The following is a 23,346-nucleotide window of genomic DNA, read 5'->3' on the forward strand; positions in this document are numbered from 1 at the left end:
CCGGCTCGCATCCCGGTCATGACCCCGGCTCGCATCCGGCCTCGACATCGGCGAAAGGCGTCCCATGATCTCGCGTCGAAACCTTCTGAAAGCCGGCGCCGCAGCCGCGTTCCTGCCACCGGTCACGCTGGCGCGCCCGGACACCGGAGTTTCGGCGTACGGATTCCCGCTGCCCGCCGTCACCTTGACCGGCGGGGTTTTCGCCGCGAACACCGGCCGCACTCATCAATACTTGAAGTTCCTCAACATGGACCGTCTACTGCACACGTTCCGCCTGAACGCCGGCCTGTCGTCGTCGGCCACCCCGTGCGGCGGCTGGGAATCGCCCACCACCGAGCTGCGCGGCCACTCCACCGGTCACGTATTGACTGCACTTGCGCAGGCGTATTCAAGTACAGGCGACACCGCTTTCAAGACCCAGGGCGACTACCTGGTCGCCCAGCTCGCCCTCTGCCAGCGCCCGAACGGGTACCTCTCCGCGTATCCGGAGAGCTTCATCGACCGGGTCGAGACCGGCCAGCAGGTATGGGCGCCTTACTACACCCTCCACAAGATCGTGCAGGGACTGCTCGACCAGCACCAGCTCACCGGTAACGCACAGGCCCTGCAAGTGTTGTTGCGCAAGGCCGCCTGGGTGCAGGTCCGCAACAGCCGGCTCACCCACGCCCAGCGCCAGCAGATGCTGCGCGTCGAGTTCGGCGGTATCGGCGAGACACTGTTCAACCTGTACCAGTTGACCGAGGACCCGGTACACCTGTTCACCGCGCAGTACTTCGACCACGACCAGGTCCTCGACCCGCTCGCGAACAACGTCGACGCGCTCGCCGGTTTCCACGCCAACACGCAGATCCCCAAAGCCATCGCCGCGATCCGCGGTTTCCACGCCACCGGCGACACCCGGTACCGCGACATCGCGGTCAACTTCTGGAACTTCGTCGTACGGCAGCACTCGTACGCGATCGGCGGCAACTCCAACGGCGAGTACTTCCAGGCACCGAACCGGATCGCCGCGGAACTCTCCGACAACACCTGCGAGTGCTGCAACACGTACAACATGTTGAAGTTGACCCGGCAGTTGTTCTTCACCGATCCCGGCCGCGCCGGCGAGCTGATGGACTTCTTCGAGAAGGCGCTTTACAACCATCTGCTCGGCGCGCAGAACCCCAGCTCAGCGCATGGTCATCACTGCTATTACGTGCCGCTGCGGGCCGGGGGCATCAAGACGTACAGCAACGACTACGACAACTTCACGTGCTGTCACGGCACCGGCATGGAGACCAACACCAAGCTCGCTGACAGCGTCTATTTCACCGACAACACCACGATTCTGTACGTCAACATGTACGTCTCGTCGACATTGACGTGGCCGAACCGTGGTTTCACCATCCGGCAGGAGACCGCCTTCCCGGAGACGTCCACCTCGCGGCTCACGGTCACCGGCTCCGGCAGTATCGACATGCGGATCCGTGTCCCGTCGTGGACCTCCGGAGCCCAGGTCCGCGTCAACGGCACCCTCACCGGAACACCCGTTCCCGGCAAGTACCTGGCCATCAATCGCACCTGGGCCACCGGCGACGTCGTGGAGATCAGCCTCCCGATGGCCCTCGCTCTGGAAGCGGCCCCGGACAATCCGGCGGTACGGGCGGTCCGGCACGGCCCGATCGTGCTCGCCGGCCAGTTCGGCACCAGTAACCTCGGTACCCTGCCCACGCTCGACCCGGCGACCCTGCAGCCGGCTGGCACCGCGCTGGAGTACACGACCGGATCAGTGCTGCTCAAGCCGTTCTACAAAACGCACGGCCAGCGCTACTCGGTCTACTGGAACGTCACCGGTTCCGCGCCGAGTGAGGTCCGCTATCTCTTCGACGAGCCCTCCGGCAGCACCGCGATCGACGCCACCGGCAACGGCTGGAACGGCACCCTGGTCGGCGGCGCCACCCGGACCGCCGGGCGCAGCGGAACGGCTGTACTGCTCAATGGCGTCAATGCGTACGTCAACCTGCCCGCCGGAATCCTGGCCGGTGCCTCCGCGTTCACCGTCGCCACCTGGATCCGCCTCGACACCGCCGCCACCTGGGCGCGGATCTTCGACTTCGGCACCGGCGGCGGCGCGTATCTGTTCCTGACTCCGCGCAGCAGCGCGGGAAACATGCGATACGCGATCACCACCGGCGGATCCGGGGCCGAACAGCGCATCGACGCCCCGGCTGCGCTCCCGACCGGCACGTGGACGCACGTCGCCGTCACCCATACCGGCAACCTCGGCGTGCTCTACGTCAACGGCGCCGAGGTCGCCCGCAACAACGCATTGACTGTACGGCCGTCCGCAATCAACACCACTCAGAACTGGATCGGCCGTTCCCAGTACGCCGCCGATCCCTACCTCACCGCGGCCGTCGACAACCTCCGGATCCACAGCCGGGCCCTGTCGGCGGCCGAGGTTTCTCAACTGCACGCCACCGGTCAGTGAGAAAGGTGTCCAGATGTCCTCTCGGAGATGGCTAGCCGCGTCCTGCGCGCTGGTCACGGCTGCGGCAGCGGTCGCGGTCGCCACCGCGGCACACGCCGCCAACCCGATCATCACCAGCATCTACACCGCCGACCCGGCTCCCCTGGTCGTCGGGAACACCATGTACATCTACGCCGGGCGAGACGAGGCACCCACCGGCACCAGTAACTTCCTGATGCGCGAATGGCACGTGCTGTCCTCCACCGATGCGAACACCTGGGTCGACAACGGTGCCAAGGCCAACATCGCCACCTTCGGGTGGGCCGGTGCCGACGCGTGGGCGGGCGAGGTCGAACCGCGCAACGGCAAGTACTACTGGTACACGTCGATCAACGGCAATGGCGCGGGCTGGATGAACATCGGCGTGGCGGTCGGCGACACGCCGCTCGGCCCGTTCACCGATGCCAAGGGCGGGCCGCTGATCAGCGACAGCACCGCCAACTCGTCCGGGCTCAACATCGACCCGACCGTCTTCGTCGACGACGACGGACAGGCCTACATGTACTGGGGCGGTTACTGGGCCCCGCGCGCGGTCAAACTCGCCGCCAACATGATCGACACGGTCGGGTCGGTCGTCACCCCGCAGGGGCTCACCAACTACTGGGAGGCCCCGTGGATGTTCAAACGAAACGGCCTCTACTACATGATGTACGCGGCCAACGACACCAGTGGCTGTGTCACCAACTCCAACTATGCCTGCCAGCGGTACGCCACCGCGACCAACCCGCTCGGGCCGTGGACGCACCGGGGCATCGTGCTCGGCCAGGTGTCGTCGACCACGAACCACGCCGGAATCGTCGACTTCAACGGGCAGTCGTACCTCGTCTACCACACCGCCGACGCCCCGGCAGGTGGCAATTTCCGCAGGTCGGTGGCGGTGGACAAGCTCTACTTCAACGCTGACGGCACGATCCAGCAGGTCATCCCGACCACCGGCGGAGGGACCGGCGGGGGCAGCGGCACCAACATCGCACCCAACGCCACCGCGTCCACGTCCTACGTCTCGTCATGGGAGAGCCTTGCGGCGATCAACAACGGGGGTACGCCGGTCAACTCCCAGGACCGGTCGAGCCTTGCCTACGGCAACTGGCCGGAGCAGGGCACACAGTGGATCGAGTACCAGTGGCCGACCGCACAGTCGATCAACAAGAGCGCGGTCTACTGGTTCGACGACAACCAAGGCATCGATGTCCCGGCGTCATGTCAACTGCAGTACTGGAACGGCAGTCAATACGTCAACGTGCCCGGCCAATCAACCTGTGGCGTGGCCGGCAACGTTGAGAACGTCATCACGTTCAGTCAAGTCAATACGACAAGGCTGCGCCTCAACATCACGTCCCGCACCGGCCTCTCCACAGGCGTGCTCGAGTGGAAGGCGTTCCAGTCATGAGGCGAGGGCGTGGATTCGACGACATCACCGGGCGTGGGCCTGACGGTGGGACCGGGCGCGGGTCTAATGGCGGGGTCGGGCGTGGGCTGGGCGGCGGGGCTGGGCGCGGATCCGATGGCGGGGCCGGGCGTGGGCTCGGCGTCTGGGTTGGGCGCGGGTCCGGGCATCGGCTCGGTCTTGGGCGTGCGGGAGCGAGGGCGGGCCGGGGCTGGCGGCGGCCGTGGGCGTACGCAACGGGACTGGTTTTGATCTTGGGTGGGGTCGGTCTTGCCAAGCCGGCGCTAGCCGCGCAGACCATCGGGTATCCGGCCTTCGGTAACACCGGGTCGATTCCGGCGCCGCCGGTCGGCTACACGACCGGCGACACCATGAAGGCGATCTACGACGCGGAGAGTAGCGGGACCGACTTCTGGATGGACCGGCTCCTCGCCCGTACCGGCAACGACCCGGCCGGCACCTGGCTGATGACCCGGGGCCGCGCCGCCTACATGAACACGCACAACCCGGCAGTGATCGGTTTCGGCGGCAACGCCGCCTACTGGGACAACATCAGCAGCCAGAACGCCTACGCCATCACCGCCTCCCCGGGCACCTTCACCGAGCAGGCCGCCCAGCGCCGGCAGACCCCGAGCCACTGGCGCAGCGTGCACACCGGCGGCACGATCCGGCTGGAGGTCACCAAGTTCATCACCAACAACAACGTGCTGGTCACCAACGTCGCAGCGGTCAACACGGGTACCGCGTCGGCGACGCTCAACCTGTCCGCGACCTCGCCCTACGCGACCACCGTCAGCGGCACCGAACTGACCGGCACCCGTGCGGTGAAGAACAACCTGACCACCCTCTACCCGCGGTTCTCCGGAGACGGCTTCACCGCCGCCAGTGGGGCGCTGACCCGATCGATAACGGTCGCGGCCGGTGCGACGGTCACCGTGAAGGTGCAGCTCGGCTTTGTCGCGAACGAGATTCCGGCGTCGCTGACGGAGTACAACGCCTACCGCGCCCGCACCCCCGCCGACGCGTTCGGCACCCACGTCCGCGACTACAACAAGTGGTGGGCCGACAACGTCCCCTACATCGACGTGCCGGACGCCGGGATCAAGAAGAGCATCTACTACCGCTGGTGGCTGATGCGGTACAACAACCTGGACGCGGAGATCCCCGGCCAGGACTTCCAGTTCCCGCAGTCGATCGAGGGCGTGACCGGTTACAACAACGCGATCGCATTGACGCAGCCGATGCACATTGACGACTTGAAGTACCTGCGTGGCCCGGAGTACGCCTACGGCAACTATCTCGCGGTCGGGCAGTACTCGGCGAACGGCCGGTTCGTCGACAACCCGGGCGACCCGGAGAACTGGTCGAACTCGTACACCCAGTACATCGCCGAGGCCGCCTGGCGTGCCTACCAGATCCACGGCGGCCAGCCGGCCATGCTCACCAACTTCGCCCGCTACGCCGAAGGTGACGCGAAGGGCCAGCTCGCGACCTACGACACCAACAACAACGGCGTCATCGAGTACGACTGGGGCGCGATGACCGGCAACGACGCCGACGCGGTGTCGTTCCACTGGCGGGCCGGCAACCTGGACCGGGCCGAGACCGCGTACGTGTGGACGGCCGCGATCGCCGCACGTGACGCGTACACATTGATGGGCAACACGAGCAAGGCGACCGAGATGCAGACGCTCGCCGACCGGATCCGCAACGGCGTCATCAACACGCTGTGGAACCCGGACCGGCAGCTCCTGGAACACAAGCACGTGTCGACGAACACCCACGTGCCCTGGAAGGAGATCAACAACTATTACCCGTACGCGGTGGGGCTGATGCCGAACACGGCCCAGTACCGGGAGGCGCTGCGCCTCTACGCCGACCCCGCCGAGTACCCGATCTTCCCGTTCTACACCGCGAACCAGAAGGACAAGGCGGCAGCGGCGGCGGCCGGGAACCCGGGCAGCAACAACTTCTCCACCATCAACTCGACAGTGCAGTTCCGGCTCTACTCCCAGGTGCTGCGCAACTACCCCAACTCGTGGATGGTCAACGAGGACTACAAGAAGTTGCTGTACTGGAACGCCTGGGCTCAATACGTCAACGGTGACACCAACTGGCCGGACGCCAACGAGTTCTGGGCCGACTGGAACGGCAGCGCCATCACCTACCGCTCGTGGATCCACCACAACATCCTCGGCAGCAGCAACTGGACCGTGATCGAGGACGTGGCCGGTCTGCGGCCCCGCAACGACACCCAGATCGAACTGTCGCCGATCAACATCGGCTGGAGCCACTTCGCGGTCAACAACCTGCGCTACCGCAACGCGAACCTGTCGATCGTCTGGGATGACCCGGCCGACGGCGTGACCAGGTACGCCGGGGTGCCGCAGGGCTACTCGATCTTCCTGAACGGCACCCGGGTCGCGACCCTGAACAGCCTGGTCCCGTTCACCTACAACCCGGCGACCGGGGCGGTCACCACGAGTGGCACTGTCGCCTCCAGCACGGCCTTCCCGAGCCTGGCCGCACCGCAGAACGTGGTGCAGAACAGCGCCCGGATGGTCGACATGTTCAGCAAGGCCGGCGTCGACCTCGGCTCCACCCGCCCGAACCTGGCCACCGGGGCCACCGTGACGGCGTCCTACACCACGTCGGGCACCGCCACTTCCGGGATCGTCGACGGCCTGCCCACCAACGCGCCGCTGTGGGGCAGCTTCGGCAGCACCAATACGACCGACTGGGTGGAATTCAACTTCGGATCAGCTCGTACGGTCGACGAGGCCTGGATCTACTTCCGTAACGACCGGGCCACCAACCGGTACCGGCCGCCCACCGCGTACAACGTGCAGTACTGGAACGGCAGTGCCTGGGTCAACACGACCAGTCAAGTCAAGACACCCAGCGCACCACAGTCCAACCTCAACAAGACCACGTTCAGTGCGGTCAACACGTCAAGGTTGCGGATCCAGTTCACTCAACCCACCGGCACTCCGAAGACCGGTCTCACCGAGGTGAAACTGTTCGGGCAGGGCACCGTCCCGGCGAATCCGAACCTGGCCGCGACGGCGACCCCGAGCGCGTCCTACACCTCGTCATGGGAGAGCGTCGCCGCGATCAACGACGGCGTCGACCCGCCGTCGTCCAACGACACCGTCAACCCGCGCTGGGGAACCTGGCCCAACCAGGGCGAACAGTGGGCCGAACTGACCTGGCCGGCGGCACAGACCCTCGGTTCCGCGCAGGTCTACTTCTTCGACGACGGCCAGGGCATCGACCTGCCCGCGTCGTGGAGACTCCAATATTGGAACGGCACCGCCTACGTCGACGTGGCCGCCCCGAGCGGCTACCCGACAGCCGCGAACCAGTACAACGCGGTCACCTTCACACCGGTCAGCACTACCCGGCTACGAATGGCCTTGACCAGCGGCGCCGCCTCCGTCGGCCTCCTGGAGGTGAAGGCCTTCGCCGGGTGACGCGCTGACCGGGTGACGCGCTGACCGGCTGACCCGCTGACCTCCGCCGGCTGACCGGCGGCTCCGGCGGACCCTGAAAGGTGTCCGCCGGAGCCGTCCGGAGTTCGCCGCCGGTCTACTTCCCGGCCTGGCGGTGTGCGTGGGCGGCGGCCAGGATCAGGTAGCCGCTGGCGGTCCAGGTGTAGGCGCGGTCGCGGAGCCCGGCACCGGTTTCGGCGTCGAAGTTCTCGGCGAACCCGGACTTCTCACACAGCGCCCGGAACCTCCGGCTGACCTCGTCGGCGAGCGCGGTGTGCCCGGCGCGGCGCAGCCCGTCCTCGATCAGCACGGTCGACGGCGCCCAGATCGGCCCGCGCCAGTACCCGTCCGGCGCGTACCGCGGGGAGTCCGTCGGTTCGGTCGCCGGACCGTACGCGGTCAAATGGGTCGTGACGCCCTCGGCCAGAGCGGCGCTGACGTGCGCGGGAAGGCCGGCTCCGACGGTGACGGCCATCAGGTCGAGCAGGCTCGAGCTGGTACCGGTCTCGCCGGTCTCCGCGTTGCGGGCCAGGAACCGGGTGCCGTCCCAGAGTTCCAGCATCGCGGCGCTGATCTCGGCGCCGGTTGCCGTCCAGTGCCGGGCGTCGTCCGGGCGGCCCAGTTCGGTCGCCAGCCCGGCGAGGCAGTCGAGTTGCAGGGTGAGGAAACCGGCCAGGTCGGCGGTCTCGACGACCCGGGCGGTGTCGAAGGTGGTGGCGTTGTCCCAGCCGCTGTCGTTGCCGTGCTGGTAGTGCGGCAGTGGATGACCGGGCACTCGGCGATGAGTGAGCCAGAACTCGGTCCAGCGTGTGAGACGTTCGTACAAATCGGCGAGTTCTTGCTGGTCGAGGTCGCGCGGCAGGCGTGCGCGCAGATGCTGGAGCGCCCAGCCGTGAATGGGCGGTTTGACGAAGTTGTGCAGCACTTCCGAATGGGTGATCGAGTCGGGCAGCGCGCCGGCCGGATCCTGATGATCGAAGGGCAGCAGGAACTGGCCGAGGGCCAACTCCGGTTCACCCGCGGCGAGGGCGATGGCGTTGAAACAGTGATCCCAGCTCCACACCTTGTCCATCCAGTGCTTCGACATCAGTACGGCGGGCCGGCCGACGAATCCGGCGGGGTCGACGGTCGCGGACCAGAGGACGTAGGCGGCGAGTTCCGCAGCCGGCGTGTGATCGTCACGCCAGGGCGCGATGGCGTCGACGAAAGTGGTGAAGGCGGCGCCCGCGGCGGTGGTGACGGTCTCGAAGGTGTCGTCGGCGATGTAGGGCGCCCGGGCGGTCCGGTACTCCTCGATCGCGATCTCCCACGGCTCGCCGTCCGGCAGCGTGAGGTGCCGGTCCGCCGCACCGAGCGCCTGCACCCCCGCGACCTCGGTCAACGTGCCGGTGAGCACGGTGAGGCGATAGCGGCGACCGGTCTCGTAGCAGGTGAAGACGTGCGCGCCATCGATCGGATCACGGTAGAGGTAACTGCCCGCGAACGGTGTCAGTGCCGGCGCCGCAGTGCCGATCCGCAACCCCAGACCCGACCCCCGCAGCCGTACGGTGTCGGAGCTCGCGTAAGCGGCCTCGATCCGTTCGGTCCCGCGGGTCCACGACAGCCGCGCCGGAGTCGCGGTCACCTCGGTCAGCGCCCGCACGCCACCGGCCAGCGGGGTGAGGCACAGAACCGGGTGCATCCGGGTCTGGTGGGAGACCAGATGCACGTCGTCGGCGTACGTCTGCTCCGCCACCACCGGGGAGAGCCCGAACCACGAACCCCGATAGCTGAACGGGATTTCACGGAGAGAGAACATCAAACTCGCTTTCTGGTACGGCTGTCACTCGTCGACAGCGCCGACGTTCACACCAGTGGCAGTCACGGGGCCCGCGCCGCCGAAAATGTGAGGAGCCCGGTCCGCCGGGTCCCGGCGCCCAAGGTCTCAGCAACCTGAATCTCGGCACCCTCGGTTGCCCTGTCAACTCTGATCGTGTTGCGGTGTCGTGGGCGAAAGTGGGCCACGCCCCTCTCGACGTTACCCAGTGTCATTAGGGCTGCTGTCTCTTATTAATGATTGGCGCCCTGCCGCCGTTACGCGTCACAGTCGACAGTGGTCCTTGACGATCGCAGCGACAACACCGCGGCGCAGGCTGGCGGGGCGGGTGTCTCTGGTCAGTCCGGCGGTTGCTGGTTCGACCGCCCGTAGTGCTCGCCGCCGCGGGCCTGCGATCGGTCGCTGCGCGCAGCAGAAGCGTTCGAAGGCGGAGGTCGCGCTGTCGTGCATCGGGGTGCGGGCCATGCCGGGGTGGGTGAGCAGGCTGCGGATCGTCGTCGTTCTCGGCCGGACATGATCTGGTGCCGCAGGGCGAGGATCTCGGTTTCCTGGCCGGCAGCGAATTCGTCGAGTAGCCCGGCCACGGCTGCGAAGACGAGCGCCGCCAGGGCCCGCCGCGCGGTGCCCGCATCGGCGCCGGGCATCGCGCGTGCTGCCGCGTGGAACCCGCCGAAGCGCTCGCGGACGGCGTGGCCGATCACCGGGTCGGCAGCCGCGGCGCAGCCGTGCAGGAGCATGGCGCTCAGCTCAGGGCTCGTGGCGGCGCCGGGCCCGCCGAACTCCGGTGCGGCTTCGATCCGGTCGGCGGCGTCGTGGAAAGCGGCGAGGAAGAGCCGGCGTTTGCCGCCGAACATCCGGGTCACGTACGGCGTGGAGATGCCGGCCAGGTCCGCCACCCGGTCGACCGAGGTGCCCGCGTACCCGCCTGTCGCGAAGGCGGTGACGGCGACTCCGGTCACCTGATGGCGGCGCTCGTGGGCGGAGAGCCGGACGGGTCGATCCTCTCCGTCCCGGCGCGGCGTCACGTCTGCGGTACGGGAACGGGGGCCGGAGCATCGGCCGGTGTCGAGGGGAGGGGATGCCGGGTCAGGCGCGGGTTGCGGTCGTACAGCCAGGCGGCGAGCAGGCCGAGGGCAGCGCCGGCCGCGGCACCGATGCCCAGCCGGATCCACGCGTGGCTGAGGCCCGCCGCACCGCGCGCGTCGAAGAACAGGATGGCGCGGACGCCGTCGAGGACCGGGTTCATGGCGGTCACCGTGTTGAGCGATCGCAGCCAGCCGGGGAGAGCCTCCACCGGGACGGTGGGGCCGGAGGCCAGGGAGAGCGCCACGAAGAAGAAGGTGTTGATGAGCGCTCCCGGGCTGCCGAACGCGGCGAAGACGGACAGCGTGCCGACGCCGACGGCGATGATGGTGGCGGTGAGCAGCAGCCACAGTTCGACAGGGTGGCTGACCGGAACGCCGATCACCGTCGTGGCGACGAGTTGGAGCAGGGCGGCGGCGACGGGGGCGACCCCGGTGAGGACCGCGAACTTGGCGAGCAGCGTCGTGACCCGGCCCGCCCACTGGTACGGGCGGCGGCTGGTCAGCGGCCCGAGTTCGCTGGGCGCGAAGCCGATCGCGGCGTCCAGCGACGGGTGGATCGTCGACGCACCGATGAAGCCGATCAGGATCGCGACCAGGGCCAGGTAGAACGGGGTCAGGCCGTACCCGGACTCAGCCGGCAGTGGCTGGTCCGGCATGGTCGACACGGTGAACGGCTCCTGGAGGACCAGGGACTGCGCGGGGGTGAGCCCGGTGCCGGCGGCGGCGCGCAGGCGGTCGCCGAGGGTGCGCTGGGCGGCGGCGAGGACGGGGCCGAGGTTGCCGCTGACCAGGCCGACCGCGAGACTGCCCTCGCCGGCATTGGTCCGCACGGTGACCACCGGCCGCACGATCGCGTCGTTGCTGGTCAGGCTGGACAGCGAGCGCTCGAAGTCGGCGGGGATGACCACGGCTCCGTAGATCTCGTCGTCGGCGAATCGGGCGGACATCTCGGTGGCCGTCATGGTGGTCACGTCGATTTTGTCCGGGTCGGCGCCGGTGCGGATGCCTTCGGCGAGAGCCTCGGCGGCGCCGCTTGTGCCGCCTGGCTCCTGGGGGGTGAGCACGAGGCCTACCGGCAGGTTCCGCAAGTGTGCCTGCGGGTCCGCGATGCCGCTCAGATAACAGGCCGGAAGGGCAATGCTCAGCAACACGATCATGATGACCGGAATTCGCCATAGGCGCGGATTGCGGAAGTGGTGAAGTTGCATCTTTGTCACCGTTCGTCGAGGCCCCGGAACTGACGGGGCCGTTCAACGAGATTTATACCGCCATAGGTAAACGGATGTAAACCGATGCGCGCGACATCACAGTAAACGCGTGTAAAGTGTCGACGTGACGAGAACCCAGAACACCCGGGGGCAGGGCGCACGACTGCGCGGCGAGTTGGTGGAGGCGGCCTTCACCGTGCTCGATGAGCAAGGACTGGCTGGTGTGACCCTGCGTGCCGTGGCGCGCGCCGCCGGGATCACCGCGCCCGCCGTCTACCGGCACTTCGCCGACCTGCCCGAGCTGCTGGCCGAGCTGCGGCGGGGCACCTTCGCGGAGGTCATCCGGGTCACCGCCGCGGCCGAGGAGGGTCAACCCGAACCGGCCGGCCGGCTGCTGGCCCGAGCCCGTGCCTACGTGGAGCTGGGTCTCGCCCGGCCGGCTCGGTACGCGTTGATCTTCACGAACGTTCCCGGTTCTGACCTGATGGCCGGCACGGCCCTGGACGAGATGGTGGAGTTGATCGCCGCCTGTGCCCGCGACGGCTCCTCGGCCGCCACGGATCCGCGTACCGACGCGATCCATCTGCTGGCCGCCCTGCACGGCATCGTCGGGACGAGACTCTCCGCGCCCGGCCTGCCCTGGCCGTCGCTTGAGCGGACGGTCACCGAGGTCACGACCCGCCTGACACTGCTGCGCTGACGCGAATCGGCGCCGAGGGTGTCACGGTGGGCAGATGGATCGGCGCAGGTGTGCGCCGGTGAAATGCACCTGAGGGGAATCCGGCCGATACGAATCCGCACCGGTGGGCGATCGCGTCACGGCCCGCCCCTCCGGGTCCTCCGGGACTCGGTTCAGTCCTCAGGGTTCGGTCCGGTCGCGGGAGCGGGCGTAGTGGCGGGCCGCTCGGGCCCGGTTGCCGCACCCGGGTGAGCACCACTCGCGGCGGGGTGCGTCGCGCACGAAGTGCAGGACACACCCCGGGCCCGGACAGGCTCGCAGATCATCGCGGGCCGTGCTGGTGAACAGAGCGATCGTCGCGTCGGCCACGGTGGACAGGGCGGCGGCGAGCGGCGTGCCGGTGGTGTGTGCGACGGCGTGCGGTTGCGGACTCCAGTGCAGCTCACGCCATCGCGGGGTGGATCGTGCGAACGTGTTGACGACAGTGATGTCAACACGTTCGGGATCGCGGCCATGAGCGACCGCGTGGGCGATCGCGCGAACGGCGTCACGCAACTCACGTGCCTGGATCAGGTCATCCGCAGTCACCTCGGCGGGCAGCCCGTTGCGCTGGAGCCAATCGGCCAGTTCAGCCGTGGTCGTCAGCCCGTCCCGAACGCGGCCACGCACCGCATGAAGGGTGTTGGCGAACTCGATCGGCAGAGGCTCGGGCATCTTCTAACGGTACAACGGGCTTGACAGTGTTAGAAAGTCGAGGCATCTTCTAATGGTCAGAGAAGCCTTCAGTCGTTAGGAAGTCGTATGACCGTCACCGTTGGCCACGTCGGCCTCAACGTCACCGATCTGGCCCGCTCGACCGCCTTCTACCAGCGGCTGTTCGGGTTCGAGGTGCTCGGCGGCGACGGTCGCTACACGTTCCTGGGGCTCGACGGCACCCTGATGGTCACGCTGTGGCAGCAGAGCAGCGGGGCGTTCCCCACCGACCGGCCCGGCCTGCACCACCTGGCGTTCCAGGTACCCGGCGTGGAAGACCTCCGCCACGCCGAGTCAGTGTTGCGGGAACTGGGCGTCGATCCGCTGCACGACGGAATCGTGCCGCACGGTGAGGGCACGGCCTCCGGCGGTCTGTTCTTCACCGACCCGGACGGCATCCGCCTGGAGATCTACACCCCGGCGATCGACGGAGTAACCGCCACCGCACCCACGCCCGACGCGCCGACCTGCGGATTCTTCTAGCATTCGAGACGTTTAGCGCTCCGGGAAGTGTGGTGACTCCGGGTGCGAATCGAACCCGGACTCACCACACCGGAATAGCACTCGCGCCCGGACCGCAAAAGCTCTCTCGCGCGGGCGCAGCCATGTTCGACGACAGGGGGATCATGTTCCATCCGGGAGAACACGCGCTTCAGGAACGAGCCGGAGTGCACCGGCCGGGGTGGGGATCGGCCGGTGCCGGGTCGGAGATCCCGCCGGTCGCCGCCGAGTTCCTGGCCCAGCAGCGGCTCGTGGTGATCGCTGCCGCCGATGACACCGGGGCGGTCTGGGCCACCGCGCTCAGCGGGCCACCCGGTTTCACCCGAGCCCGTGACGAACACACGGTGATCGTCGACCGGCTGCCCGGTCCTCCGCTGGAGGGCTGCTTCGACGCCGAGAACGAACGCGACATCGGCATGATCGTGATAGAGCCCGCCCGTCGCCGCCGAATGCGCATCAACGGCAGGGCTCATGTTGACGGTGCCGGTGTTGATGCTGGGCGGCTGGTCGTCAATACGAGACAGGTGTATGCCAACTGTCCCAAGTACATTCAGACTCGTACTCCAGCGGCGGTTGATCTTGATGTTGTCGGCGGGGTCACCGGGAGTGGGACGCTCTCCGACGACCAGCAGCGATGGGTCGACGCCGCCGATACGTTCTTCATCGGTACGCGGGCCGGGGACCTCGGGACCGACGCCTCCCACCGTGGCGGCAACCCGGGGTTCACGGTTGCCTCGGCGGGACGGATCACCTGGCCGGAGTATGCCGGCAACGGAATGTTCATGACACTCGGGAACCTGCTGCTGGAACCTCGCTGTGGCCTGCTGTTCCTGGACTGGGCCGGCGGCCGGGCCCTGCACGTGACCGGTCGAGCCCATATCGACGAATCTCCGTCCCGGGCCGCGGCCGTCCCCGGTGCTGAACGTCTCGTCGACCTGATGATCGACCGTGTGGTCGAGGTGGAAGGGGGCCTTCCGCAGTCCTGGGACTTCGGCGACTACTTCCGTCACAACCCACCGGTCACTCCGTCCGGGTGGACGGCTACCCCCTGAGCCGACCCGGCGATCGGCTGGCTCGGGCACGGCGGTCCGCCGGCCTCGGCGGTATCGAACAGCGCCATCACCTCCTGGAGGCGGGCGCGGGCCCAGTCGTACGACCCGGTGTCGGTGTGGGCTCGGTAGACGGTTTCGATGACCATGATGAGGACCAGGTAGAGGGTGTAGAGCTTGCGGCGGGACCGGCCGCCGGGGGTGAACTCATGGGAGGCGTCGGGGTGACCGTAACCGCGGATGAAAGCGGTGGCGTCGCCGAACGCCGGTAGGTCGACGGGGGTGAAGCCGACTTCGATCAGTGGATCGCCGTAGAAGGCGCGCTCGTGGTCGACGATGCCGGCGATCGCGCCGTCACGGACCATCACGTTGCCGTCCCACAGGTCCCATTCGACGAATCGTGGCTCGGTGACCTCGTCGAGGCAGTCGGCGTGGCGGTCGACGAGCGCGCGGATCAGGGCGTAGTCGTAGCCGAGGTCGACCTTCCGGCGTTCGCCGTCGCTCAGCACCGCATCGATCATGCGGGTGAAGCAGGCCCGCCAGCTGGGGTCGCCGGGGCCGGACAGGGGGCCGAACGCCGTACCGCGAATGGTGTTGATCTGGCGGTTGGCTCTGCCGACGGCCTCGCTGTACGCGTCCAGGTCGGCTTTCGGCAGGTCCGGTTTGATGACGGCCAGGTTGTCCGCGTCGATGTACGGCATGAAGAAGTAGGCGGCGTCGCACAGTTCGCGGCTGTCGTCGGCGTGGTCCACGGCGGGGACCGGCACGTCGGTGTGCCGGCGCACCAGTTCCAGGGCCGCCAGCTCGGTGTCCATCGCGCCGCGCTCGTAGGTCATCACCTCGACGTGCGCCGGCGGTGCGATCTTGAGGACGACCCGGCGGCCGTCCCGCAGCCGGATCAGGTAGGCGACGTTGAACCAGCCGTGCCCCAGTTCGGTGACCCAGTCCTGGTCGGACGGGCCGGGGACCTGATCGGGGCCGTACGCGCGGGCGACCATCGCACGCAACGTCTGAAGCGACTGGCGGTTCTTGGTGATGCTCTCCATGGGGGCCGAGGCTAGGCGATGAAGGCCGGCCGCTGATCCTCGCGCAGCATGTCGGTGATCGTTTCGGGAAGTAGCGGGCGGGCGAAGTGGAAGCCCTGTACGAGGCGGTAGCCCAGCTCGTACAACCGCTGGGCCTGCTCTTCGGCCTCGACGCCCTCGGCGACCATGCGCAAGCCCAGCGTGTCGGCGATGCCGGTGAGCGCGACCGCGATGGCCCCCTGGTGAGGGGTGCCGTTGAGGCCGTGGACGAAGCTCTTGTCCCGTCATCGCGAACCCGGTCCGGCGCCAGAACAGGCGCAGATCCCCGGCGGCGCTCGCGGCTGCCCGCAGGAACGCGACAGCGGCCAGCCCCGGCCCGGCCCGCCCCGGGATCCACACCAACGGGTTCGGGAGGCCGACTCGGGTGCCGAGCAGGATCAGGAGCACCTGGGCTACGGCCAGTAGCAGTGTCAGCGGGACGAGTGCCCTGCTCAACCCCGCCTCCCTTTAATTCCGGTACGTCCAGAAATCGGCACCGCACCCGCTGAGCTGAGGACACAGCCCGAGTGGCGCTCTTGCCCGGTTCTGGAATGATCGTGCGGGTGACCTCGCGCCGCCCCGTACCTTTCATCGCCGGGGCCGTCGTGACCGTCGCCCTGGTCGCCGCAGCCGTGCTCGTCATGCTGCCGTCCCGGGAACCGGGCCCGCGCCCCGCCTTCCAACTGCCGGTGGCCTGCGACGAGACCTGGATCCTCACCACCTATCCGGGCCACGACAACTTCGACATCGACTTCTTCCCGGCCAAGGGCAAGACGTGGGGCCGCCCGATCCTGGCGTCCTACGCCGGCGAGGTGGTCGAGGCCGGCGTCAACGGCACGCTCGGCGAGCGCACCCCCGACAACCCCGACGGACCTTTCGGTACGGGCGCCGGGTACTGGGTGAAGATCGACCACGGCGGCCTCTGGACCACCCAGTACCTGCACATGCTCGAACCGCCGATGGTCAGCGAGGGACAGCAGGTCCAGCAGGGGCAGCAACTCGGCAAGATCGGCAGCACCGGCAAGTCGGGTGCGCCACACCTGCACTACGAGCAGCGTGCCGCCGGGGCGAAGATGGAGGCCTACTTCGCGGGTCTGCCGTCCGGGATCACCACCGACGACCGCGAATATTCGGTACGCCGGACCAGCGCCAACTGTGTCCCGGCCGACTGAACCGTGTCCCGTCGGCTGAACCGTCACTCGCCGGTCAGCAGATCCGCCCGCGGTGGTGTCCACGGAGCCGGCAGGCGCGGGCACTCGTCCCGGCCCGGACCGGCTTCGACCTCGGCCATGCCCAGCCCCGGCTCATGGTCGTAACGCAGGTCGCCGACGATCCAGCCGTCGCCCTTCGGTATCGCCCACGGTGCTCTGGCGAACTGCAGCAGCGCGCCGACGGCACAGTATTCGCTCGACAGGGTCGCGAGCAGGCCCGCCGGGATCGCTAGCTCGCCGGCCCACCGGATCTCGTCGTCGGACGGCTGCGCTACCGGGGTGAGCTGGGCGGTCGTGTTCGCCGCGGTGCCTGTCGCCGCTTCCGCCCCAGTGCCCGCCTCCGTGTTCGTGCCCGCTTCCGCCCCGGTGCCCGGCTCTGTGTTCGTACCCGTCGACGGGTACAGCTCGGCGCAACGGGCGGCCGGGATCCAGCCCGGTGCCAGCGAGTGGAAGGCCCGGCGTACGGCATAAGTGTCTGTTGATCGCTGCACGGCCAGTACCTCACGGCACACCGGGTCGGCCGGCATCGGCGTCAACACCACGTCGAGCGTGCTGAACCCCGGGAAACGGTCCGCCAGCAGCGCCTCGATCCGGCTCTCCGCGGTGCGCGAGGTGATCACGAACGTCGCCGTCAGCGCCAGCCAGGTGGCGATTCCGCCGGCCAGCGCGACCTTCGCCGGGGCGAAGCGGCTGAGCGCGGCCAGACCGGCGGTGAGCAGGGTCAGCAAACCCGCAAGAGTTGCTGGTACGAATCCAGAGAACCAACTCAACACGACACCTGCAGTCAACACGAGCCCGATCAACACTCGCGCGGTCCGGCCCGGCAGCACGAACAGCAGAGCCGCCGAACAGGCCCAGAGCAGCGGCTCCACGATGAAGACGGCGTCACCGTAGAACCAGCTGTCGTCCAACGGCCAGAACGGGTGCACGCCGTAACTGTTGGTGAAGTCGAGCCCGATGTGCAGCAGCGGCGCCAGAACCGACACCCCCGCGAGGAACCCGACGTCAGCCGCCGCCGGTTTGACCTTGCGACGCAGCCACCACAGCCACACCGCCCCGAACAACAGCAGCGACAGCCCGAGCGCGCCGACGACGGTGTGCGTGTGCCCGCGATGATGCAGCAGATAGTCCAGGGTGGTGCCGGCCCAGCCGGTGTAGATGACATCGGCGTCCGGCAGATTCCCGCCGACCGCCATCACGGTGATCGCCATACCCCGCCGAGCCCGGTCACTGAGCACCACCGACGGCGGCAGCGTCCGATGAACCGCCTCACCCACCAGAACACTGATCAACGTATGCGTCAGATTGTCCATGCTGATCGTTCCCGGTCTGTGAGAGCAGCGTCGTGATGAATCCTCGCATCCTCGCAGGGTGCGTTCGTTTTGGAGTGAGCTGCGCCTCGGCGATCGTGGCGGCTATTTCGCCGTCTCCGCTGGCTATGTCCGCAAGCCGCTGCGCGTGGGGCTACCCAGGCTGCGTCGGTCGGCGTCCAACCCTGTAGCCGCTGGCCAGGGCCTTATCGGTGATCCGCCTCCGAAACGAACGCACCCCGCCGGGGCTGACGAGTCCTGACCCCCTGGGCTTGTGACTCGGTCACGAGTTCGGTCTGCGGCACTCGCAGGATTTCAGCGCACCGGAACCGGCGGGGTTTCCAGCAGGGTGCGGTCACCGTCGGCGCCGTGGCTGAGGGCTGCGGCGACGTCCTCGTGAGGGGTGCCCAGCCGGACCGCGCTGACCTCGTCCAGCAGCCGGTAGTGCTTGTCGTCGAGGTCGAGGTGCAGCGACTGCAGGTACTCCTGCAGCTGGGCGAGGGTGCGCGGGCCGGCGATCGGGACCAGCGCCGTGGCGGCCCGCGCGGCCCGGCGACGTAGCCACGTCAGGGAGACCTGGACCGCGCTGACACCGAGCTCATCGGCGATCGCCAACACGGCGTCGACGATCGCGGTGCGCTGCGCTGTGCCCTCGATCGCGTCGCCGCGGGCGTTCAGCCGGCCCTGCTCGCCTTGGCGGTACTTGCCGGTGAGCAGTCCCCCGGCCAGCGGCGAGTACAGCATCACGCCCAGCCCGTGCGCCTGCGCCATCGGCAGCAACTCCCGCTCGGCCGAGCGTTCGGCAAGGCTGTACTCGGTCTGGATGCCGACCAGCGGGGCCAGGCCGCGCAGGTCGGCCCGGACGGCAGCGCCGGCGACCCGCCAGGCCGGGAAGTTGGACAGGCCCCCGTGCCGGATCTTGCCAGCGCGGATCAGGTCGTCGAACCCGGCCAGGATCTCCTCGATCGGCGTGACCCCGTCCGGGAAGTGCGGCATGAAGACGTCGACATAGTCGGTGTTCAACCGGCGCAGGCTCGCATCGAGGGACCGGACCATGATCTTGCGACTGTTGCCGGTCGTGCCGGGGCGGGGCTCGGGCTGCCGTGTCCCGCTGTACTTGGTGATTACCACGAAGTCGTCACGTTGGCGCCCGAGCAGCCCGCCGAGCACAGTCTCGGCCTGGCCGTCCTGGTAGATGTCGGACGTGTCGAACGTGGTGCCGCCGGCCGCGACGAAGGTCTCGAAGATCTGCCGAGCGGCCCCGGCGTTCGCCGTGCTGAAGGCGGCCGTGCCGAGCGCGTACTCCGACACGCGCAGTCCGGTCAGTCGGCCGAAGGTCTGGTAGCGCATGGCGACTCCTGAAGATCGGGTAGGCTCCGACAGTAGCAGATAAAAAGAGAGGTCACTCTTTTATGCCCAGGGTCAGCCAGGCTCACCTCGACGCCCGCCGCCAGCAAATCGTGGACGCGGCCCGGTCCCGATTCGCCAGCCACGGCTTCGCCCACACGTCGATGACCGACATCATCGCCGAGTCCGGGCTCTCCAACGGCGCCATCTACCGGTACTTCACCAGCAAGGACGAGATCGTCGTCGCCGTCTGCGAGCAGGGCACCGACGCGCTGCCCAAGGCGCTCACCGCCGAGGCCGTGACGGGGCTCCTCGAGCATGTGCGCAGCCGGGCGCGGGACAGCAACCACGCCCGGCTGGTCGCGCAGATCTACGCCGAGGCAGCGGTGTCACCGCAGCTGGCAGCGGTGGTGCAGCGACAACTCGCCGCGATGCGCGCCGCGATAGCCGAGCTGGTGCCCGATCCCCGGCGCCCGCAGGCGGGAGAGATCGCCGAGGCATTCGTGGCCCTCTGTGCCGCCTACAGCCAGCAGCTGGCGATCCGCGGGGACGTGGACCCGGCACCGTTCGCCACAGCACTGATGGCAATCATCAGGGGCTGAGCGGGCGCGCTCCCCGTCGTAAAAAAGAGTGTTCTTTCATTTTGGTGTTAGTGTCGATCACCGTTGGCCCGGACGATCCCTTGGAGGACCCATGCCCGTTGTGCATCTCGCTGCGATCAACCTGGAGTGTTCGGACCCCGCCGGCCTGGCCCGTTTCTGGGCGGCGATGCTCGACGGCGAGGTCGCGGTCGAGACCGCGGATTTCTGCGCGGTCAAGACCGGTGTGCTGTTCCTCGGCGCCGTGCGTGTCGAGGGCTACCGGCAGCCGACCTGGCCCTCGGCCGAACGATCGCAGCAGATGCACCTCGACCTGACGATCGACGAACCGGCCGGCCTCGACGATGCCGCGGACCGGGCGACTCGGCTCGGCGCGATCGCCGAGGAGCACCAGCCCGCACCGGAGCGCTACCGGGTCCTGCGCGATCCTGCCGGCCACCCCTTCTGCCTGCGGCGTCCCTGACCTGCCGCTGCGCTGGGTCTCAGTCGAGCGGCAGGCGGTCGAGGACCTCGACGAACATGATTACGTCGCGGACCACGTCGAGGACGAGCATGCCAGGCCAGCTCGGTTCGGCGCGACGCGGACACGGTGGCCGCCCAGACCCAGTTCAGCCTGGCCCGCTCGAAGGCTGCCGGAGCCGGCCGGGCTCGCCGCCTGCCCCGGCAACAGGCGGCCGCCGGCCAGCCCGCATTCAGGGCAGGCACTGCAGCTGCGGCAGGACGGCTGGAGCGGCGAGTCGCGTCGGCGCCTTCTGGCGGTACTGCGTCCATGCCCCGGTGAACGTCTTCACCTCTGCTGTCCATGCCGGCGCGGGGTCGGGCGTGGCAGCGAAGGCGGCCAGCGCGGTGTCCACGGCCGCCTGCCCGGTCTTCGTGAGGGACTCCGCCTGCGACTTGCCCGCCGTGGTCGAGCTGTTGACGTAGACCGCGAGTCCCCGGTAAACGTTCGAAATGCCGCCCTTGACGAGGACGAGGTTGTGCAGCCGCGAGATGTTGTTGGTGCTCAGACTTTGGATCTAACAAACAACCCGGGAGTTCCTGATCCGGTGTTTGAGGTCGATCCCTGTTTTGTCTTGGCCAGATCGGTGTTTGCCGGGCGGCTGCCTGGCTTTGGTCTGGTTGACGCAACTTCAGGAATCTTGAGTCGTTCTCGTTGGGGTGCGTTCGTTTTTGAATGGGCTGCTGGTTGGTTGATCATGCGGCGAGTTCGTATTGCTGCTGGTAGTGGCTGGTGTGGACGCGTTGGTGTTCTTGTTGGATGTGGTGGGTCCAGTAGGCGTCGAGGTCGCCGTTGGTGATCAGTGCGCGGAGGAGGAGGACGGCTTCGGCGCCGGGCAGGCTCCAGCGGGCGCCGGTGATCGCGAGGCGGTCTTTGACGAGGTGGCGGCAGGCACCTTCGATGACGCCGGTCGCGATGGGCCAGCCCATCGCGAGGGCTTGGCGGTAGTGCAGATGGGGCTGTTTCGCGGTGAGGTAGGAGATAGCGCGGTCGAGGCCGGGTGCCGGGTGGTCGCCGAGAGCGTGCCGGGTGATGGTCAGCTGGTGGATGACCTGGGCAGGGTTGCTGTCGAGCAGGTTGCGGGCGGTGTGTTCGACGAAGCCGGCGCGGCCGGGTTGGGTGGGGTGCAGGTCGGCGGCGGCGTCCCAGAGGTATTGCAGGACGTGGATGAAATCGATGATGATCGTGATCGTGATGCCGCGGTCGTGGGCTTCGGCGGCGGTGCGGTCGATTTGGTGGTTGTTGCCGTCGACCAGGGCGATCCAGCGGCGTCGGTGGTGTGGGTCGCGGTGCTGGGCGTGGTCGAACAGACGCCTTGTCATGACGGTGATGCCGTGTTCGACCGAGGCGTCCAGGTGCCGGCCGGTCGCGGTGGGGCCGGGTCGGCGGGCGGCGCGTTCGGTCGCGGTGGCGGGCAGGATGTCGGCGGCGGTGCGGACGGCCGGTCTGGCGTCGTAGCAGGCGATGACGGTGGCCATGCGGGTGCGGCCGGTGCGTTCCGGTTCGGACAGGCGTGCGTGTGGTGGCTGCGGGCCGGTCGGCGGTGGTGGTGCGGGGTTGCGCAGGCTGGTGGGGGTCATCGCGATGCCGGTGGCGTCGATGGTGAGTATGAGCAGGTCACCGGGGTCGCCGGCGGCGATCGTCTGGTGCTGGTAGAAGTCGCGGATGTCGCGGGCGGCGGCGGTGACGGTGTCCATCAGCTGGCCGGTGCTGATCCGCTGGCCGGTGATGCGGTGCAGGGTGTCGGCGGCGTGGCGTAGTGATCCGGTGGCGGCCTCGTGCACGATCGTTTTCTGCAACGGGAACGAATACAGCCGCTCGGGCAGGGCCAGGATCATGTCGGCGGGGTGCAGGTTGGACACGGCGGGGGCCCGGTAGGCGATCCGGGTCGCCTGGACCCGGCCGACGGTGGTGGCCACCTGGCGTGCGTGCCCGGGTTCGGCCCGGCGCCGTACCACCGTGTCGGCTCCGGTCACCTCGCTCAGGCGGGTTTCGGCGGCGGCGCGGGCGTCGAGCTGGTCCTGGATCAGCTGCCGCTGCAGGTCACGGCCCGCGGTGGTGACGTATTCCTCCAGGACGTGTTCGGTGCAGCCGATCATCTCCGGGTCACTCAGCCGGGTGATGATCCGGTCCAGAATCGAACGGGAAACGGCGAAAGCGTCGATTACGGGCGTGGGAGTCGGATAAGGTGCCATCGGGTCTTCTCCGGGCTGGTTTTGGCTGGTTATCCGACCAATCCGTCGAAGGCCCACGTTCTGTCCACGTGCCACGCCGTGACGTCACCGGAACGCGGGATCCCGTCCATCCGCGAGAGTGAACTCCCCTGGCACCGCCTCGAGCACCAGATCCGCGGCCACGAGTTTCTTCAGCCGGTGCCGCACCCGTTCACCGTGCCGGGCAACCTTCGGGTCCTCGCCCATGGCCGCCACGATCTCGCGGCATCGCATCGGACTCGGGTGAGCAGCCAGGATGGCCAGAAGCTGCTGCCCGAACTCGGTACTCTCCCCGGCCGGTACCCCGCCACCTGTCGAGGCCACCGCAGCGACTGGTGGCACCGGGGCCAGGCCGGCGACGACCTCCCGAGCCACGACCAGGCGCTCCAGTTCTACCCGGCAGTCCGCGAGCAGACCCGCGAGTCGCGCCTGCTCCGCGTCCAGGCGTTCGACCTCGGCCCGGCACATCGCCTCCTGCTCACCCAGCAGCCGCAGGACCTCATCGACGCCCACCACGACATCTCCAGCTGACCGCCGGACCACACCGGACAGACCGACCGCTACCGCACCAAGCCACCCGTACCGGCGGACAAAAAGTCCGTCGCCAGCCCAACCCGTAGCTCAC

The 23,346-nt window shown here is 68.2% G+C and carries 19 protein-coding genes and 1 pseudogene; 9 read left to right on the plus strand and 11 right to left on the minus strand.

Going from position 1 to position 23,346, the window contains the following annotated elements; translation table 11 throughout:
* The first annotated feature begins 64 nt into the window (after positions 1-64).
* From BLU81_RS05425 to BLU81_RS05435, 3 genes are all read left to right on the plus strand, one after another.
* The gene (locus BLU81_RS05425; protein ID WP_092542190.1) at positions 65-2,470 is read left to right on the plus strand and encodes a glycoside hydrolase family 127 protein; all 2,406 of its coding nucleotides are present in this window, start codon (positions 65-67) and stop codon (positions 2,468-2,470) included.
* Positions 2,471-2,483: 13 nt separating this feature from the next.
* Positions 2,484-3,899, plus strand: a complete 1,416-nt coding sequence (locus tag BLU81_RS05430) for a family 43 glycosylhydrolase (RefSeq protein ID WP_092542193.1) — start codon at positions 2,484-2,486, stop codon at positions 3,897-3,899.
* 251 nt (positions 3,900-4,150) lie between these two features.
* Positions 4,151-7,369, plus strand: coding sequence for a discoidin domain-containing protein (locus BLU81_RS05435; protein ID WP_231954195.1), 3,219 nt, complete (start codon positions 4,151-4,153; stop codon positions 7,367-7,369).
* 115 nt (positions 7,370-7,484) lie between these two features.
* Here BLU81_RS05435 and BLU81_RS05440 read toward each other — a convergent pair whose 3' ends face one another.
* The 3 genes from BLU81_RS05440 to BLU81_RS05450 form a co-directional block, all read right to left on the minus strand.
* Positions 7,485-9,185 (minus strand): amylo-alpha-1,6-glucosidase, encoded by a 1,701-nt coding sequence (locus BLU81_RS05440; protein WP_092542195.1) that lies wholly within the window; start codon positions 9,183-9,185, stop codon positions 7,485-7,487.
* A 356-nt stretch (positions 9,186-9,541) separates the two neighbouring features.
* The gene (locus BLU81_RS05445) at positions 9,542-10,228 is read right to left on the minus strand and encodes a TetR/AcrR family transcriptional regulator (RefSeq protein ID WP_157751285.1); all 687 of its coding nucleotides are present in this window, start codon (positions 10,226-10,228) and stop codon (positions 9,542-9,544) included.
* On the minus strand, positions 10,225-11,436 hold the full coding sequence (locus BLU81_RS05450; RefSeq protein WP_157751287.1) for a YhgE/Pip domain-containing protein: 1,212 nt from the start codon (positions 11,434-11,436) through the stop codon (positions 10,225-10,227). Before BLU81_RS05450 ends, BLU81_RS05445 begins: the two co-directional genes overlap by 4 nt.
* A gap of 184 nt (positions 11,437-11,620) precedes the next feature.
* Here BLU81_RS05450 and BLU81_RS05455 point away from each other — a divergent pair, with 184 nt between their 5' ends.
* Positions 11,621-12,196, plus strand: coding sequence for a TetR/AcrR family transcriptional regulator (locus tag BLU81_RS05455; RefSeq protein WP_092542201.1), 576 nt, complete (start codon positions 11,621-11,623; stop codon positions 12,194-12,196).
* A 159-nt stretch (positions 12,197-12,355) separates the two neighbouring features.
* On the opposite strand, the gene BLU81_RS50265 is transcribed toward BLU81_RS05455, so the two are convergent.
* A complete protein-coding gene (locus tag BLU81_RS50265) occupies positions 12,356-12,889 on the minus strand; it encodes a CGNR zinc finger domain-containing protein (RefSeq protein WP_092542203.1) in 534 nt (177 codons plus the stop codon).
* Positions 12,890-12,976: 87 nt separating this feature from the next.
* On the opposite strand from BLU81_RS50265, the gene BLU81_RS05465 reads away from it, so the two are divergent.
* Entirely contained in the window at positions 12,977-13,411 is a 435-nt protein-coding gene (locus tag BLU81_RS05465) for a VOC family protein (protein WP_092542205.1), read from the plus strand.
* Between the two features lie 122 nt (positions 13,412-13,533).
* Positions 13,534-14,481, plus strand: coding sequence for a pyridoxamine 5'-phosphate oxidase family protein (locus BLU81_RS05470; protein ID WP_197686125.1), 948 nt, complete (start codon positions 13,534-13,536; stop codon positions 14,479-14,481).
* Here BLU81_RS05470 and BLU81_RS05475 read toward each other — a convergent pair.
* Both BLU81_RS05475 and BLU81_RS05480 read right to left on the minus strand, forming a co-directional pair.
* Positions 14,436-15,524, minus strand: a complete 1,089-nt coding sequence (locus tag BLU81_RS05475; RefSeq protein ID WP_092542207.1) for a phosphotransferase family protein — start codon at positions 15,522-15,524, stop codon at positions 14,436-14,438. The two genes, BLU81_RS05470 and BLU81_RS05475, sit on opposite strands and share 46 nt — an antisense overlap.
* 11 nt (positions 15,525-15,535) lie before the next feature.
* Positions 15,536-15,772, minus strand: a pseudogene (locus BLU81_RS05480) (EAL domain-containing protein); the annotation flags it as partial.
* Between the two features lie 333 nt (positions 15,773-16,105).
* On the opposite strand from BLU81_RS05480, the gene BLU81_RS05485 reads away from it, so the two are divergent.
* On the plus strand, positions 16,106-16,714 hold the full coding sequence (locus BLU81_RS05485) for a M23 family metallopeptidase (RefSeq protein ID WP_307833832.1): 609 nt from the start codon (positions 16,106-16,108) through the stop codon (positions 16,712-16,714).
* A gap of 23 nt (positions 16,715-16,737) precedes the next feature.
* Here BLU81_RS05485 and BLU81_RS05490 read toward each other — a convergent pair whose 3' ends face one another.
* Together BLU81_RS05490 and BLU81_RS05495 are read right to left on the minus strand one after the other, a co-directional pair.
* On the minus strand, positions 16,738-18,066 hold the full coding sequence (locus BLU81_RS05490; protein WP_092542211.1) for a metal-dependent hydrolase: 1,329 nt from the start codon (positions 18,064-18,066) through the stop codon (positions 16,738-16,740).
* A gap of 312 nt (positions 18,067-18,378) precedes the next feature.
* Positions 18,379-19,413: an aldo/keto reductase gene (locus tag BLU81_RS05495; protein WP_092542213.1), complete on the minus strand. Its 1,035-nt coding sequence runs from the start codon at positions 19,411-19,413 to the stop codon at positions 18,379-18,381.
* Between the two features lie 62 nt (positions 19,414-19,475).
* On the opposite strand from BLU81_RS05495, the gene BLU81_RS05500 reads away from it, so the two are divergent.
* Together BLU81_RS05500 and BLU81_RS05505 are read left to right on the plus strand one after the other, a co-directional pair.
* Positions 19,476-20,012 carry a TetR/AcrR family transcriptional regulator gene (locus tag BLU81_RS05500; RefSeq protein ID WP_092542215.1) on the plus strand — a complete coding sequence of 179 codons (537 nt, stop codon included), beginning with the start codon at positions 19,476-19,478 and terminating at the stop codon, positions 20,010-20,012.
* 91 nt (positions 20,013-20,103) lie between these two features.
* A complete protein-coding gene (locus tag BLU81_RS05505; RefSeq protein WP_092542217.1) occupies positions 20,104-20,472 on the plus strand; it encodes a VOC family protein in 369 nt (122 codons plus the stop codon).
* A gap of 229 nt (positions 20,473-20,701) precedes the next feature.
* Here the strand turns inward: BLU81_RS05505 and BLU81_RS47635 are convergent, their stop codons facing one another.
* The 3 genes from BLU81_RS47635 to BLU81_RS05515 all read right to left on the minus strand — a co-directional run bounded on the left by BLU81_RS47635 (position 20,702) and on the right by BLU81_RS05515 (position 23,237).
* Positions 20,702-20,863, minus strand: coding sequence for a hypothetical protein (locus BLU81_RS47635; protein WP_157751289.1), 162 nt, complete (start codon positions 20,861-20,863; stop codon positions 20,702-20,704).
* Between the two features lie 340 nt (positions 20,864-21,203).
* Positions 21,204-22,703 (minus strand): ISKra4 family transposase, encoded by a 1,500-nt coding sequence (locus tag BLU81_RS05510; RefSeq protein WP_092542219.1) that lies wholly within the window; start codon positions 22,701-22,703, stop codon positions 21,204-21,206.
* A gap of 84 nt (positions 22,704-22,787) precedes the next feature.
* Entirely contained in the window at positions 22,788-23,237 is a 450-nt protein-coding gene (locus tag BLU81_RS05515) for a hypothetical protein (RefSeq protein WP_157751291.1), read from the minus strand.
* Positions 23,238-23,346 lie beyond the last annotated feature (109 nt).

It is taken from the genome of Actinoplanes derwentensis (assembly GCF_900104725.1).
GTDB classification, from domain to species: Bacteria; Actinomycetota; Actinomycetes; order Mycobacteriales; family Micromonosporaceae; genus Actinoplanes; species Actinoplanes derwentensis.